The organism is Marivivens aquimaris (genome assembly GCF_015220045.1).
In the GTDB taxonomy this organism is placed as follows: Bacteria; Pseudomonadota; Alphaproteobacteria; order Rhodobacterales; family Rhodobacteraceae; genus Marivivens; species Marivivens aquimaris.
Genome location: NZ_JADBGB010000004.1, coordinates 97,228 through 112,009, shown reverse-complemented (window position 1 = coordinate 112,009; position 14,782 = coordinate 97,228). Strand labels below are relative to the sequence as shown.

Here is a 14,782-nt window from a genome sequence, read left to right as displayed (position 1 = left end):
GGGGCTCCTGTCTTGGTGCGCGGCGGGCCTGGGGCCGGGGTGGGGCGCGTGGGCGAGTCTCTGCGAGGGTAATACAGGCTTTTGTATCCAAAATCCAATCTAATTTTGCGGGAGCGCGGAGGATTTTGCGGGTTGGGGGCCGAAGAGATGGCCGAACGCGAAGAAGCCGACGCAGAACGCCGGCTTCTTTGCCTTGCGATGATTTCGTGGCGTGTTGGTCAGCCCAGCAGAAGCTCGGGCAGCCAGAGCGCCACCGCGGGCACAAAGGTGGTCAGCATCAGCACCGGCAGCCAGGCGAAGAGGATGAACACCAGCGTCGGCCAGAGCATCCGCGCCACCGGCGTTTCCGACACTTGCGCGCCGAGGTAGAGCAGCGGCGCGGTCGGCGGGGTGATGTTGGCCATGCCGAGGTTGACGCCGATCACGGCGGCAAAATGGATCGGGTCCATGCCGACGCTCTGCGCGATGGGCAGAAGGATCGGTGTCGAGAGCAGCAGCCCGGAAATGTCGTCCATCAGCATGCCGATCAGGATCATCACGACGTTGATCATCAGGAGCACAATGACCGGATCGTCGGAGACCGCATAGACCAGCTGCTTGGCGACCTGCGGCGCGCCCTGGGCGATCAGGTTGTCCGACACGATCAACACCATGAAGATCATGATCATCACCACCCCGATGGTGATGCCGGACTTCTGGATGGTCTCGGCGAGGCCTTTCCAGGTCAGCCCGCGGTAGTAGTAGATCGCCACCGGCACCGCGTAGACCACGGCGATGCCCGCCGCCTCGGTCGGCGTCATGATGCCGCCGTAGATGCCGCCCAGGATGATGATCGGCATCATAAGCGCGGGCCCTGCGAGGCGCGCGCGCCGTCCGAGGGCGGGCAGGAAGGGGGAGGGACGCTCGGTCAAAATGATGTCGCGATGCTTGCGCAGCATCACCGCGTTGGTGACGATCAAGAGGGTGATCAGCACCAGCGCCGGGATCACCGTCGAGAGGAAGCACTTCAGCACGTGCTGCTGCGCCACCCAGCCGTAGAGGATGTGGTTGGTGCTGGGCGGGATCAGCAGGCCGAGCGGGCTGGCGGCCACCAGCAGCGCGGCGGATTGGCCCTCGGGATAGCGGGCGCGCCTGAGGTGCGGCAGCATGATGCCGCCGATGCAGGTCAGGGTGGAATTGGCGCTGCCCGCGATCGAGCCGAAGACGCCGCAGGCCAGCACCGCCGCCGCGCTCAGCCCACCTTTCAGGTGGCCCACGAACATTTCGGCGATGGAGACCAGCGGCGCGGCGATGCGGCCGCGCTCCATCACGCCGCCGGCGATCATGAAGAGCGGGATGGCCAGCAGCACCAGCGAGCGCAGACCGGTGGAGCCGGTGGGCAGGTAGCCGGTGATCGACTGGTCGCCGACCAGCGCGATGAACATCAGCACCGCGCCGAAGGCCACGAAGACGCTGACCCCCAGGAGCAGCATGGTGCAGACGATGGCAAGGCTTCCGAGGATGATCATGTCTGCGCCTCCCCGGCGGTCTCGGAGCGGAGCGGCAGGCCAAGCCCCTTGCGGATGTGAACGTAGAGATGCGCGGCCGAGAATATCGCGATGAAGCCGAAGGCCACCATGATCGCGATCCGCCAGGATACGAAGGGAATGCGCAGCGCCGGTGTCGCGCGCAGGCGCGGGAAGGAGAAATCGTCGGCCAGCGAGACGTAGCAGGCGTAGACGATGAAGAGCGTCACCGCGAGTTCGATCACCAGCACCGCGAAGCTGCGCCACCAGATGGCGCTGCGGTTCGTGATGACGACCTCGAGGATGTCGGCGTTGATGTGCAGCCGGCGCTCCGAGGCCAGCACGGCGCCGGCGAAAAAGCCCACGATGCTGATGGCCAGCAGCCACTCCTCGTAGGCGAAGAGATCCCCGCCGAAGCCGTAGCGCACCACCACGACCAGCCCGAAGGTCACCGCCATCAGCGCGCCTGCAAGGATCACGATCGCCTTCATCACGACCATCGCCCAATCCATCGGAACGCCGATGAGCCGCGGCAGTTCATCCGTTATGCGCACCATGGTCACTCCCTTCTTTTCGTATCAAGGTCCGGTAAAGGCAAAAGGGGCGGCTTGCGAGCCGCCCCTTCGACGTTTCGGTTACTGGACGGCGTCGAGGACCTTTTCGATCACGTCCTTGCCGACGGCGCCTTCCATGGTGGGCCAGATCTCGGCGCGCACGTAGTCGGTCATCGCCTTCTGGTCTTCCTCGTTCAGCTTGAGAATGGTGTAGCCGCTGTCGATCAGCTTCTGGCCGAAGGCGGCGTCATTCTCGCGGTTGTAGGCGAAGAAGTCGGCCGAGGCCTTGTTCATCGCCGCCTGGATCACGGCGCGCTGTTCGTCGTTCAGCTTGGCCAGCGTGCGCTCGGACCCGTAGTAGAAGGTCTGCTCGAGCAGGGCGTTGTACTCAACGAAGTGGGTGCCGACGTCGGACTTGGCGAAGATCGAGTAGGTCGCGGTCTTGGTGCAGCAGATCGCGCCATCGACGATGCCCGATTGCAGCGCCGGGAAGATATCGCCCCAAGCCATGGTGGTGGCGCGGTAGCCCAGCGACTCGACGGTGGACTTCACCGCGTTGGACGACCAGACGCGGATGTTCATGCCCTTGTCGTCGAAGGTGTTCCAGTTGTCGGGTGCCTTGGTGGCGACAATGCCGACGAAACCCTCGGGGTTGGCGGCCATGACGCGGACGCCGTATTCGTCGGTGATGTCCTGCAGGATGCGGTTATAGTCGGAGTCCATGTCGAGCAGCACGCGCTCCATGTCGTCATAGCTGCTCACGAGGAAGGGCATGTTCAAAAACTCGAGCCGCGAGTCGGTGTCGGAGTAGATGAAGGCCGAGGCGAAATCGATGTTGCCGCGGGCCACGTCCTCGAAGAGCGCCTCGCCCGAGCCGAGCTGGCTGGCCGGATAGACGGTCATGTCGAGGCCGACGTCGGCGGCGTTCACCTCGGCGGCGACCTGTTCCATCATCTTGGTGCCCTGGTGGTCGATCGGGAAGACGCCGGCAAAGCGCAGGGTGATGTCCTCGGCGAAGGCCGGGGTGGCGGTGTGCAGCGCGAGGGCGCTGGCGGCAAGGGCTGTCCACAGGCGGGTCATGGTTTGGGTTCCTCCGTGTTGGGAATTGATCGGTTTGGGGCGGGGCCGCCCGGTTTCACGCTTTGCGCGTCGTGTCACGTTTCGGGGTGCGGCCAGGCGTCGGCCAGCGTAAAGGCCGACCGGCACGGGTGCAACTGCATGGGTGTGGCCAAGGGCTCCTCCTCCCGAAAGCGATGAACTTTTGTATATCGTCAACAATATCCAAAATCCAACAGAAAAGATTCAGCGTGCGTGGATCCGCGTAAGGGTCTGGTGGAGCCGGTTTTTCCGGCAGGCTTCGGCAGAACAGAACTTGCTCAAAGCACTTCAGGCTCCGCCCGCGGGCAGAGCCTGTCGTGGAATCATGCGGGAATGTCCGGGCGGAACCGGCGCCTTACGCGCACTTCGGCAGCGTCTCCAGCCAGGCCTTTGCATCCGCGCTGAGCCAGGGGTCCAACGTGTTGCGCAACGCCTCGTGGTAGCCGTCCAGCCAGGCGCGCTCGGGTTCGGTCAACGCGTCCAGCAGCAGCATGTCGATCTGGATCGGCGCGTAGGTCAGGTTGCGGAAGCCCATGAAACCGTCGTCGAGGTCGACGATCTCGAAGACGTTCTCGATGCGGATGCCGTACAGTCCGGAGACGTAATGACCGGGCTCGATCGAGAGCACCATGCCGGGCACCAGGTCCACCGGGTTGTAAGGCTTGCCGAGGCGCTGCGGATGTTCATGCACCGAAAGCCGATGCCCGATGCCATGCCCGGTGCCGTGATCGTAGTCGAGCCCGAGGTCCCAGAGCGGCCGGCGGCAGATCGCGTCGACATGGTGGCCTTGCGTGCCCTTGGGAAAGCGCAGGGTCGAAAGCGCGTGGAAGGCCTTGAACACCGCAGTATAGGCGCGGGCGTAGCCCTCAGGCAGGGGGCCGAAGGCGTAGCTGCGGGTGGTGTCGGTGGTGCCGGTTTCGTACTGGCCGCCGCTGTCCAGAAGGTAGGGGTTCTCCGGCAGGATCGGGGCGTTGCGGTTGCCCACCGCCGCATAGTGACACATGGCGGCATTGCCGCCCGCGGCCGAGATCGACTGGAAGCTCGGCCCCAAGAACCCGGACCGTGCCGTGCGCAGGGCGAGGATGTGCTCCTGCGCCTCCTGTTCCGTCACCGGGTTGCCCTCTGCCGCCCGTGCAGGGACGGTGGCCAGCAGCCAGGCGGTGAACTCGGTCCAGGCGACGCCGTCCTGCACGTGGCAATCGCGCAGCCCGGCAAGCTCGACCGGGTTCTTGACCGCCTTGGCCAGCGTTAGCGGGCTGGCCACCGGCTCGGCGATGCCGCCCCGGGCCTCCACCGCCTGGCGGATCGCCACGGCAGAGAAGTCGGGATCGAAGCCGACCCGCGTGCCGGGCGCGACCTGGGTATCGAGTACCGGCAGCAGCGTCTCCATAGGGTGCCAGGTGACGCACTCCGGCAGGCCCGCGCGCAGTTCCTCGGTCAGCTTGCGCGGGTCGACGAACCAGCCGACGGCACCCGACCGGGAGGCCATGAGGAAGGATTGCGGCATCGGATTGAAGGCGATGTCGTCGCCGCGCACGTTCAAGAGCCAGGCGATATTGTCGAGCTGGGTCTCGACCATCAGGTCGAGCCCGCGCGACGCAAGCTGCTCGGCCAGCACGGCGCATTTGTCGGCAGAGCTCCGCCCGGCAAACTGCGTGGGGAAGGGCGTGACCTGACCCAGTGGCGGCTCGGGCTGGTCTTGCCAGATATCGTCCACCGGGTTGGAGGCGACGGCGACCATCTCGGCCCCCTGCGCGGCACAGGCAGTGGCAAACCGGTCGTACCAAGCGGGCGGCAGATGCATCGCGTCATAGCCCACGCGCCAGCCGCTCTGCGCGTGCTGCGCCAGCCAATTCTCGGCGGGCGTGTCGATCAGGTGGTGATAGGTGAAATCGCCGCCGGCACATTCGCCGCGCAACTGCACGCTGTAGCGGCCGTCCACGAACATCGCCACCTCCTCCTCGGCCACGATCGCCATGCCGGCCGAGCCGGTGAAGCCGGTCACGTAGGCCAGCCGCTCGTCACGCGGGGTGACGTATTCCCCTTGGTGGGCATCGAAGCGCGGCAGGATGAAGGCGTCGAGGTCAAGCTCCGACAGACGCTGGCGCAGGGCGGTGATGATCGAAAGGCGGGCGTGAGGGTCAGACATGGTCATTGATCTCTTCGGCTAGGTGACAGGCGACCTCACCGGCCCGGCCGACCTGGCGCAGGGCGGGAACGTCGCGTTTGCAGATGTTCGTGGCATGGGGGCAGCGGACGTGGAACGGGCAGCCCGGCGGGACGTTCAGCGGCGAGGGCAGCTCGCCCTCGAGGTGCATGGCCTGTCCCTTGTCGTCCGGGTCGAGCGAGGGCGCGGCGCTGAGCAGCGCCTGCGAATACGGATGCGCGGGGTTGGCAAAGAGCGTCTCGCTGTCGCCGATCTCGACGATGCGGCCGAGGTAAATCACCGCGACGCGATGCGAGACGTGCCGCACCAGCCGCAGGTCATGGGCGACGAAGAGGATCGTCAGTCCCAGCCTCTCCTGCAGTTCCAGCAGCAGGTTCACCACCTGCGCCTGCACCGAGACGTCGAGCGCCGAGACCAGCTCGTCGGCGATCAGCACATCCGGCTCCACCGCGAGCGCGCGGGCAATGGCGATTCGCTGCCGCTGGCCGCCGGAGAATTCGTGCGGCAGCTTGTGCGCCGCATCCTGGGGCAGGCGCACCAGGTCCAGCAGTTCGGCCACCCGGGCTGGGATCTCGTCTGCCGGGCGCATCCTGTGGACACTGAGCGCCTCCGACAGGATCTGGCCGCAGGTCATGCGCGGGTTGAGCGAGGAATAGGGATCTTGGAACATCATCTGCACGAGGCGATTGAAGGCACGGTCGCCGCGCCCCAGATCGGTGAAGATGTCCCGTCCGCGGTAGCGGATCGCGCCCTTCTGAGGCTCGTAAAGCCGCACCATGCAGCGGGCCAGGGTGGACTTGCCGCAGCCGGATTCGCCGACGACGCCCAGCGTCTCGCCCTCGCGCAGCTCGAGGCTGATGCCGTTGAGCGCGCGCACCGCGCGGCCCGCGCGGCGGGCCAGCACATCGCCTAGCGTGCGGGGCAGGTGGAAGGTCAGGCCGAGATCGGTGATCTCCATTACCGGCGCGTCGGTGGCGCCGCGGTGGGGGGCGTTCATGCGATGTCCCTCCGGATGGCGGGTTCCGGGTTGAAGCAGGCGGCGCGGCGGCCCGGCGCGATCTGCTCCAGCGGCGGGCGCGCGGTCAGGCAGTGCTCGGTACGAGAGGCGCAGCGTGGCGCGTAGGCGCAGCCAGGCGGCAGGGCCAGCAGGCTGGGCGGCGTGCCGGGCACCGAATAGAGCGGCGTGCGGGGCGCGACGTCCTGCGGCACCGAGCGCATCAGGCCGGTGGTATAGGGATGGCGCGGCGCACGCAGCACCTGCCGGACCGGACCCTGTTCGACGATGCGCCCGGCATACATCACCGCCACGCTCTCGCAGGTCTGGGCCACGACGCCCAAGTCATGGGTCACGAGGATCACGCCCATGTTCATCTCGTCCGAGAGCTTCAGGATCAGGTCGAGGATCTGCGCCTGGATGGTCACGTCGAGCGCGGTGGTGGGCTCATCGGCCAGCAGCAGTTCCGGCTCGGCCGCCAGCGCGATGGCAATCATCACCCGCTGGCGCATCCCGCCGGAGAACTGGTGCGGGTAATCGTCCAGTCGCGAGGCGGCCGACGGGATACCCACGTGCTCCAGCATCTCGATGGCCCGTGCCCTTCGCCCGGCGCGAGACAGGTCGGTGTGGGCCCGGAGCGTTTCCGACAGTTGCAGGCCCACGGTCAGCAGCGGATTGAGCGAGGTCATCGGCTCCTGGAAGATCATCGCGATCTGGCCGCCGCGAATGGGTCGCAGCGCGCGTTCCGACAGGCGCGAGATGTCGCGGCCTTTCCAGCGGATCTGGCCCGTGACCTCTCCGTAGCGGCGGCTGAGCCCGAGGATCGAGCGCAGCGTGACGCTCTTGCCCGAGCCGCTTTCGCCGACAAGGCCCAGCACCTCGACCTGCCGCACCGAGAAGCTCACGTCGCGCACCGCAGGGATGCGGGTATTGCGGCCGAAGGATGTGCAGAGATTGTCCACTTCGAGGATCGGCTGCGTGTTCATGGGATCATCCTTTCGCATTCAGCCGCGCGGGCGGAGCAGGTCGGCCAGCCCGTCGCCGATCAGGGAAAACCCGATCCCGGTGATGACGATGGCGATGCCGGGCATCAGGCTCAGCCACCAGGCGGTGGTGATGAAATTGCGGCCCTCGGCGATCAGCACGCCCCATTCCGCCTGCGGCGGCTGCGCGCCAAGCCCGAGATAGCCCAGCGACGAGCCCAGAAGGATCGCCAGCGCCATGTCGGTCATCCAGTAGACGATCACCGGCGTGATCGCATTGGGCAGCAGGTGCCGGAAGATGATGCGGCGGTCGCTGTAGCCCATGACGATGCCGGCGGCGGCATAATCGTTGCCCATCTGCGCGATCACCTCGGCCCGCATCAGCCGCGCGTAATAGACCCAGTTCACCAGCGTGATGGCGATATACATGTTCACCAGCCCCGGCCCCAGCACCGCCACCACGGCGATCACCAGTACCAGAAAGGGAAAGGTGATGATCGCATCGACGAAACGCCCGAAGATCACGTCGGCGATGCCGCGGTAATAGCCCACCAGCGCGCCCACTGTGACGCCGATCAGCATGGCAAAGACCGTCGCAAGAACCGCCATCTGCATGTTGACGGAATAGGCGGCGATCACCCGGCTCAGACTGTCGCGGCCCAGCATGTCGGTGCCGAAGGGATGCGCCCAACTCGGCGGCTGGCGCACTGCGGTGTAGTCGATGAAGTTCGGATCATAGGGCGCGAAGGCCGCGGGCGCGATGGCCAGCAGGGTGGAGAACCCGATGATGACAAGCCCGAGCATCAATCCGGGTTTGGCCGCGATCCGTCGCATCAGGCCCGGCGGCGCGGTGGTGGCTTGCGGTGCGGAGATATCGCTCATGTCAGACGCATCCTCGGGTCAAGCAGGCTCTGGATCAGGTCGGTCAGCAGGAAGACCACCGAGACCAGCAGCGCGAAGGTCAGGGTCAGCCCCTGGATCAGGGGATAGTCACGGGCAAAGATCGCCTCGAGCATCAGCCGCCCGACGCCCGGCACCGCAAAGACCGTCTCGGTCACCAGCGTGCCGCTCATCAGGTTGCCGATCGACAGGCCCAGCAGCGTCACGGTGGAGATCAGTGCGTTGCGTAATACGTGGCGGCCGAGGATTTGGTGCGCGGGCAGCCCCTTGGCGCGAGCGAATTGCACGTATTCAGCATCCACCACCTCGATGATGGCCGAGCGCAGGTTCCGCATGATGATCGCCGAGGTATAGAGCGCCACCGCCACCGCCGGCAGGAACAGGTGATAGAGCCGCGCACCGAAGGTCTCGCCGTAGCCGCCCACCGGGAACCAGCGCAGCTGCGCGGCGAGGAAGGTCAACAGGATCAGCCCGATGTAGAAGACCGGCATCGACAGGCCTATCTGGAACACGGTGCGGATCACCGCATCGGGCCAGCGGCCGCGGTTGAGCGCGGCGACGAAGGCCAGGGGCCCCGCGATCAGCACCGAGAGCAGCACCGCGTAGATCGTCAGGAAGAGCGTCGTCGGCAGCCGGTTCGCGATCACCTCGATCACCGGCGCGCGCATCAGGATCGACCGGCCGAGGTCGCCCTGGAGCGTGTTGGTGACGAAGTGCCAGAACTGCATCCAGAGCGGCTGGTTCAGCCCCAGCCTTTCGCGGATCGCGGCCAGGTCGGCGTCGGAGGCCCGGTCCCCCGCGATGGCAATCGCCGGGTCACCGGGAAGCAGACGGACCAGCAGGAAGATGATGATCATGACCAGAAAGAAGGTCGGAATCATCAGCAACAGGCGCTTGAGGATATACTGGATCGCGGCCATGGCGGCCTCCGTTCAGGGGCGCCGCCTGCCCTTGGGGGGGGCGGACGGCGTTGGTGCGATTTCGTGAGGGTGGGCTCAGCGCGAGACGGTGGCCTCTTCGAACTGGTTGTTGCCGAGCGGCGTCTGGACATAGCCCTCGACCGCGTCCGAGACCGCCACCGCGAAGGGGGTCTCGTACAAGAAGAGAAGCGGCGCCGCCTCGGCGTAGATCTCCTGCATCTCGGCGTATTGCTGCGCGCGCGCCGCGGGGTCCATCTCCTTTGCGGATTCCTCGAAGAGCGTGTTGAACTCCGAATTTTCCCAGCCGGTGCCGACCGCGTTGGCAGTGGGGGTGTAGCCCAGCCAGCCGGTGACCTGGCTCGGGTCGTTCACGTCGTTGACCCAGCCGTAGGTGTGGATGTCGAACTCGCCCGAGCGGTTCTTGGCCCCTCGGGTGGCATTATCGACCTGCTCAACCACCAGCTTGATGCCCAAGGGCGCCCACATCTGTTGCAGCGCCGCGAAGATGGTGCCGTCATCGGCAGAGCCCGCCAGCGTGGTCAGCGTGATCTCGGTGCCCGGCGCCAGCCCGGCCTCGTCGATCAGCGCCTTGGCCCTTTCCATGTCATAGCCGTAGAGCGGGTCGGTCTCCGTCGCCAGCTGCGTCGCCGCGGCCATCAGCGGCGAGGTCATCGGCTTGCCCGCGCCCTGCAGCACCAGCCCGATCAGCGCCTGCTTGTTGGTGGCATAATTTAACGCCTGCCGGACCTTCGGATCGGCCAGCGGATTGGGGCTGCCGTCGGCGCGGGTCTCGCGGGTGTTGATCGGCGCATAGATGATCCGGGTCGAGGGGAAGAGGTTCATCTCGATCGACGGATCGGCTTCCAGTTCGGCCACGCGCGAGAAGGGGATGAATTCCGCCGCGTCGACTTCGCCGGCCTGCAGCTTCAGCACGCGGGTGGCGTCGTCGGGGATGATCTCGAAATGCACGCCGTCCAGATAGGGCAGGGGTTCGCCGTCGGCGCCCGCGCGCCAGTAATGCTGGTTGGCGCAGAACTCCATCGAGGTGCCTTGTTCGAAACCGCAGAGGTAGAAGGGGCCGGAGCCGACCCCGGGGGCGGTGGCGGCGAAGAGCGCGGCCGACTTGTCCTGATCGGTCTCGCCTTCCGCGGCCTCGAAGGCCGCCTTCGATACGATGCCGGTGGTGAAGGTGGCGAGCATCGACAGGATCGTCGGGTCCGGGGTGCTCAACTCGATAGTGACCTTGCGTCCGTCATGGCTGACGCTATCGATATTGCCCAGGAGGCCGGCCCAGGGGCCGAGGTCGGGGTTGCGGGCGCGGTCGAGCGAAAAGACCACGTCCTCGCCGGTCAGCGCGCTGCCGTCCGAGAACTTCAGCCCTTCGCGCAGCGTCAGCGTGACCGCGCTGCCGTCCTCGGAGACATCAAAGCTCTCGGCGAGGCCCGGCACGATGCTGCCGTTTTCGTCCGACCGCAGAAGCGTGTCAAACAGGCTGCCGACCATCCAGATGTCGGGGTTGCGATCGGCATAGATCGGATCGATCAGGTTCGACCCGTCATAGCGCGCGAAGTTCAGCACGCCGCCGCGCTCCTGGCCGAGGGCGGGCAGCGCCGCGACGGAGGCTAGCAAGGCCGCGGCAACGGTCATTTTCTTGGTCATGGGTGGGGTGCTCCAATGTGATTCTCGTCCCTGTGTATCGGCACCCTATCTCAGATTCTGCAGTATTGCTAAAATAAATTTTAGCCTAGCTGCATTTCTTGCAGCCAGACTCAGGATTTCTCCTTCATTGGCATGGTGCTGACCCAGAGTTCGACCGATTCCGCGTCGCTGGTAACGATGGAATAATGCGGCGTCGCGGTGTCGTGGTGGATGGTGTCGCCCGCCTGCATGTGGTGGACCGCGTCGCCCAGGTGGTATTCCAGCGTGCCCGACATCAGGTAGCAGAACACCTCGCCCGGGTGGCACATCTGCTCCGAGACATGGCCGGGCGGGCGGTGGATGATCGAGGGATAGCACAGCGCGCCGGAAAAGCCCGGGCCGAGCTTCTCGTAGCTGCGGCCGTTGACGCCAAGGGCATAGGTCTGGCGCTGATCCTTGGGGATGTAGGCCCGGAAGCCCTCGTCAACGCTGAGCAATTCCTCGACGCTGCTCTGCAGGGTGGCGGCGATGGCCAGTAGCGAGGCCAGCGAGGGCGAGCTGATCCCGCGTTCGACCTGCGAGATGAAACCGGTGGTCAGCGCGGTGTCCTCGGCCACCTGTACCAGAGTCATGCCGAGCGCCTTGCGCCGCCGCCGGATCGCCTTGCCCAGCTGCACCGGGTCGTCCCGGCGTTTCGTCTTGTTGCTGTCTGCCGCCCTGTCCATGTCCTGCCCCCGGTTCCGGTTCTGCTTCATTTCGCCGGGCCTGGAGACCGGCGGTCGACATGAAACTACACCGCTAAAACGAATTTTAGCAATACTGCAGGAGGTGCCTGTTTCGGTTCACTTGGCCGGGCCCGGGAGGGAAGGCCCGGCCAGGATCCGCAAGGAGGGGGGAGGACGCCCTGCGGATCGGTAATGCCGCGCCTTCGGATCAGCGTGGGCGGTGCGGGCTCATGCCTCTGCGCCGAACTCGGGCACCAGCGCGTCGGGCATGTTCTGGTAGCAGACCGGCCGCAGGAAGCGGCGGATCGACAGCGTGCCGACGGAGGTGGCGCCGAAGTTGGTCGAGGCCGGATAGGGGCCGCCATGCACCATCGCGTCGGCCACCTCGACCCCTGTGGGGAAGCCATTGGCCAGCACGCGGCCCGCCTTGCGCTCGAGCACCGGGAGCAGGTCCTGCGCCGCGGCCATGTCACTCGTCTCCATCTGCAGCGTGCAGGTCAGCTGGCCCTGCAGGCCGCGGGCGACGGCGCGCATCTCCTCGGCATCCTCGGCCACGACGATCAGGCCGAGCGGTCCGAAGACCTCCTCGCTCAGCGCCTCATTGTCCAGCCAGGTGCGCGCGGTGACCCGGTAGAGGAAGGGGGTGGCGCTGCGGGCCTCGCTGGTCGAGCGCAGCAGTTCTTCGACGCCTTCGATCCCGGCGACGCGCGCCTGCCCGCCGCGATAGGCCGCGGCGATGCCGTCGGTCAGCATGCATTGCGCGCCGGTCTCGGCCAGGGCGTCGCGGGCGGCGGCCGCGAAGGTCTCAGCCGCCGCGCCCGCGGTCACCACGGCGATGCCCGGGTTGGTGCAGAACTGCCCGGCGCCCATGCTCAGCGAGCCGGCCCAGCCGGTGCCGATTTCCTCGGCGCGGGCGGCGAGCGCGCCCTCCAGCACGAACATCGGGTTGACCGAGCCGAGCTCGCCGAAGAAGGGGATCGGCTCGGGGCGGGCGGCGCAGAGATCGAAGAGCGCGCGGCCCCCGGCGAGCGAGCCGGTAAAGCCCACCGCCTTGATCAGCGGATGCTGCACCAGCGCCGCGCCGACCTCGCGGTTGCCGCCCTGGATCAGGCTGAACACGCCGGGGTGCAGGTCGCATTTGGCGATCGCGGCCAGCACCGCCTCGGCCACGATCTCGCCGGTGCCGGGGTGGGCTGAATGGCCCTTGACCACCACCGGACAGCCCGCGGCCAGCGCTGCCGCGGTGTCGCCGCCCGCGGTGGAGAAGGCCAGCGGAAAGTTCGAGGCGCCGAAGACCGCGACCGGCCCGATCGGGCGTTGGACCATCTTGAGGTTGGGGCGGGGCAGGGGGCTGCGGTCGGGCAGGGCCTCGTCGTGGCGCCGGTCGAGGTGGGCGCCTTCGAGGATATGCGCGGCGAACATCCGGAGCTGACCGGTGGTTCTCCCGCGCTCGCCCTCAAGGCGCGCTTCGGGCAGGCCGGTTTCCTGGGTGCCGATCTCGGTGATGGCCGCGCCGCGCGCGTCGATCTCGTCGGCAATGGCGTGGAGGAAATCGGCGCGTGCCTTGCGTGAGGTGGCTCCGTAGCTCCAGAATGCCTCTTCGGCGGCGCGGGCAGCGGCCACGACATCGCTGACGCGGCCCACCGAATAGGCGTGACCGGGCCCATGCGCAGGGCAGGAGTCGAACGTGTCGGTGCCAGCCTGCCACGTGCCTGCGATCAAATGTTTGCCATGCGGAGAGTAGGTCATGTCGGCTGTGCTTTCGTGCAAGTGCGTCGGAGAGGGCGAATCGTTTATTGGATAATGTATCCGTTGATTGGGCTTGTGCAATGAACTTTCCCGGGCCGGCTTCCACCGGTGTCGCGTAGCCCTTAATTGTGAGATGAGAAATCCAATGAAATCAACGGCGGGAGTGGGCAAAACTTGGGGGTCATGCAGCTGCTCTTTGGTAGGCTCCGGTTAGCCGACCGTCGAGAACGGCGGCGCGGACAACAGCCACTCGGTGGGCTCCCTTGGGTGACCATCTCATGCGGCGTCGCTTTCCCATGCGGGTGTTGCCGATGCCGTCCACGCAGCCCTCAGCCCGGGACGAAGAAATCGGAAGACCGGTGCGATACCGCCGACCATAGTCAGTCAGGCTGTCCATGTTGTTCGCAAGGTAGGAATAGAGGTCCCGGCACCGAGCTTGCACGCGCTGAGCCGCTTCAGTCACCACGCGGTCATCTGTAACCAGCCGCGCGCAATCGACCATCAACCATTGCAGACTGGTCGTGGCCGTTAGAACTTTTCCATGCCAAAGGTACCATCGCAGCTTTTCGGTGGGACGTTTGAACAGCACTGGAATGCCGGAGAAACCCCTGCTCTGCAGCAGGCCTTTTACGGCGTTCTCGACGTGCTGAATACGCATCGAGATATGCCACCAGTCGAGGATGTGGCGGACCTTTCCATCGACGGCATTGCGGACGAGGTTTGGCAGGGCTGGTTCTCCGTCCGAAATTACCGTGACGGCTTGTTCGTGATCCCAACCGAGAGCCTTCAAGTCCTGGCGAAGCTGACTAGCAGGTGACAGGACCGCCTGTTGCACCAAGCCGAAGCGACGGCACCTATCGTGGCTTTCGATCTTGCCGACCACAACATCGAGGTGTCGCTTCTGGTATTCCGGCCTGCATCGGATATGCGCACCGTCCAGGAAAACCGTCAGCGCAGGCGCCGCTTCGGCGGATGAAGGGACCAGCGGCTCGTTCTGCTCGCTGTCGCAGTTTTCCCGGGCAACTTTGCCCAGTCGATTGCGCACCGATGTATTCACCTGCTTCGCGCAAGGCAGAAAGGTTTCCAGAATACGCGCCGCTTCCCGGAAGGAATGACGCGCCCCAAGTTCGGCTTGAAGGCGTCGCAGTTCCGGGGTCGATCGATCCGGAAAAAAGTGCGCGAGAGGCGAAAGCGGTCCGCCCAACACAACATCGGATTTTGCATTGCAGGCACAGAGGCGAATGCGCGGCACCTTGACCTCGAACATGCCGAAGAGCGTGTCGAGCACCCGCGACCGATAATCATGTATGGCCCGGACCCCGTCGCAGTCGGGACAGATCCTGCTGGCTTGGGAAATCTCCTCGATCTGGTCGAGCAGGATCGCTTTCTGCAATTGCCCGAGGATGGTCTTCGCATCTTCGAGCAACAACCCGAACCCCTCAGGCTGCGTGCTTCGAAACGGGCGGGACAAACGGCCGAGATGATGCCTCTTTGTGGTTCCATTCTCAAAGGTTGTCTCAATAATAATCCGCACGTCCATGGCAGTTCC

Annotated in this window: 12 protein-coding genes; all 12 read right to left on the bottom strand. The window is 65.8% G+C overall.

Annotation, left to right across the window (positions count from 1 at the left end; genetic code table 11):
* Positions 1–218 precede the first annotated feature (218 nt).
* On the bottom strand, positions 219–1,508 hold the full coding sequence (locus tag IF204_RS18520; protein ID WP_194098572.1) for a TRAP transporter large permease: 1,290 nt from the start codon (positions 1,506–1,508) through the stop codon (positions 219–221).
* Positions 1,505–2,062 (bottom strand): TRAP transporter small permease, encoded by a 558-nt coding sequence (locus IF204_RS18515; protein WP_194098600.1) that lies wholly within the window; start codon positions 2,060–2,062, stop codon positions 1,505–1,507. Before IF204_RS18515 ends, IF204_RS18520 begins: the two co-directional genes overlap by 4 nt.
* Before the next feature lie 78 nt (positions 2,063–2,140).
* Entirely contained in the window at positions 2,141–3,139 is a 999-nt protein-coding gene (gene dctP, locus IF204_RS18510) for a TRAP transporter substrate-binding protein DctP (RefSeq protein WP_194098571.1), read from the bottom strand.
* A gap of 373 nt (positions 3,140–3,512) precedes the next feature.
* Positions 3,513–5,312, bottom strand: coding sequence for an aminopeptidase P family protein (locus IF204_RS18505; RefSeq protein ID WP_194098570.1), 1,800 nt, complete (start codon positions 5,310–5,312; stop codon positions 3,513–3,515).
* Positions 5,299–6,321: an ABC transporter ATP-binding protein gene (locus IF204_RS18500; protein WP_194098569.1), complete on the bottom strand. Its 1,023-nt coding sequence runs from the start codon at positions 6,319–6,321 to the stop codon at positions 5,299–5,301. The genes IF204_RS18505 and IF204_RS18500 overlap by 14 nt, the downstream gene beginning before the upstream one ends.
* Complete coding sequence (locus tag IF204_RS18495; RefSeq protein WP_194098568.1) at positions 6,318–7,304, bottom strand: ABC transporter ATP-binding protein; 987 nt, start codon at positions 7,302–7,304, stop codon at positions 6,318–6,320. Before IF204_RS18495 ends, IF204_RS18500 begins: the two co-directional genes overlap by 4 nt.
* An 18-nt stretch (positions 7,305–7,322) precedes the next feature.
* Positions 7,323–8,183, bottom strand: coding sequence for an ABC transporter permease (locus IF204_RS18490; RefSeq protein WP_194098567.1), 861 nt, complete (start codon positions 8,181–8,183; stop codon positions 7,323–7,325).
* Entirely contained in the window at positions 8,180–9,121 is a 942-nt protein-coding gene (locus IF204_RS18485) for an ABC transporter permease (RefSeq protein ID WP_194098566.1), read from the bottom strand. The genes IF204_RS18490 and IF204_RS18485 overlap by 4 nt, the downstream gene beginning before the upstream one ends.
* A 75-nt stretch (positions 9,122–9,196) precedes the next feature.
* The gene (locus tag IF204_RS18480; RefSeq protein WP_194098565.1) at positions 9,197–10,780 is read right to left on the bottom strand and encodes an ABC transporter substrate-binding protein; all 1,584 of its coding nucleotides are present in this window, start codon (positions 10,778–10,780) and stop codon (positions 9,197–9,199) included.
* Positions 10,781–10,890: 110 nt separating this feature from the next.
* Complete coding sequence (locus IF204_RS18475; RefSeq protein ID WP_228069647.1) at positions 10,891–11,514, bottom strand: helix-turn-helix domain-containing protein; 624 nt, start codon at positions 11,512–11,514, stop codon at positions 10,891–10,893.
* Between the two features lie 198 nt (positions 11,515–11,712).
* Complete coding sequence (locus IF204_RS18470) at positions 11,713–13,233, bottom strand: aldehyde dehydrogenase (NADP(+)) (RefSeq protein ID WP_194098564.1); 1,521 nt, start codon at positions 13,231–13,233, stop codon at positions 11,713–11,715.
* 181 nt (positions 13,234–13,414) lie between these two features.
* A complete protein-coding gene (locus tag IF204_RS18465) occupies positions 13,415–14,773 on the bottom strand; it encodes an ISKra4 family transposase (protein WP_194098563.1) in 1,359 nt (452 codons plus the stop codon).
* Positions 14,774–14,782 lie beyond the last annotated feature (9 nt).

Coding starts and splice junctions, on each gene's coding strand:
- IF204_RS18520 (WP_194098572.1), bottom strand. CDS start 1,508: ATGATCATCCTCGGAAGCCTTGCCATCGTCTGCACCATGCTGCTCCTG.
- IF204_RS18515 (WP_194098600.1), bottom strand. CDS start 2,062: ATGGTGCGCATAACGGATGAACTGCCGCGGCTCATCGGCGTTCCGATG.
- dctP (WP_194098571.1), bottom strand. CDS start 3,139: ATGACCCGCCTGTGGACAGCCCTTGCCGCCAGCGCCCTCGCGCTGCAC.
- IF204_RS18505 (WP_194098570.1), bottom strand. CDS start 5,312: ATGACCATGTCTGACCCTCACGCCCGCCTTTCGATCATCACCGCCCTG.
- IF204_RS18500 (WP_194098569.1), bottom strand. CDS start 6,321: ATGAACGCCCCCCACCGCGGCGCCACCGACGCGCCGGTAATGGAGATC.
- IF204_RS18495 (WP_194098568.1), bottom strand. CDS start 7,304: ATGAACACGCAGCCGATCCTCGAAGTGGACAATCTCTGCACATCCTTC.
- IF204_RS18490 (WP_194098567.1), bottom strand. CDS start 8,183: ATGAGCGATATCTCCGCACCGCAAGCCACCACCGCGCCGCCGGGCCTG.
- IF204_RS18485 (WP_194098566.1), bottom strand. CDS start 9,121: ATGGCCGCGATCCAGTATATCCTCAAGCGCCTGTTGCTGATGATTCCG.
- IF204_RS18480 (WP_194098565.1), bottom strand. CDS start 10,780: ATGACCAAGAAAATGACCGTTGCCGCGGCCTTGCTAGCCTCCGTCGCG.
- IF204_RS18475 (WP_228069647.1), bottom strand. CDS start 11,514: ATGAAGCAGAACCGGAACCGGGGGCAGGACATGGACAGGGCGGCAGAC.
- IF204_RS18470 (WP_194098564.1), bottom strand. CDS start 13,233: ATGACCTACTCTCCGCATGGCAAACATTTGATCGCAGGCACGTGGCAG.
- IF204_RS18465 (WP_194098563.1), bottom strand. CDS start 14,773: ATGGACGTGCGGATTATTATTGAGACAACCTTTGAGAATGGAACCACA.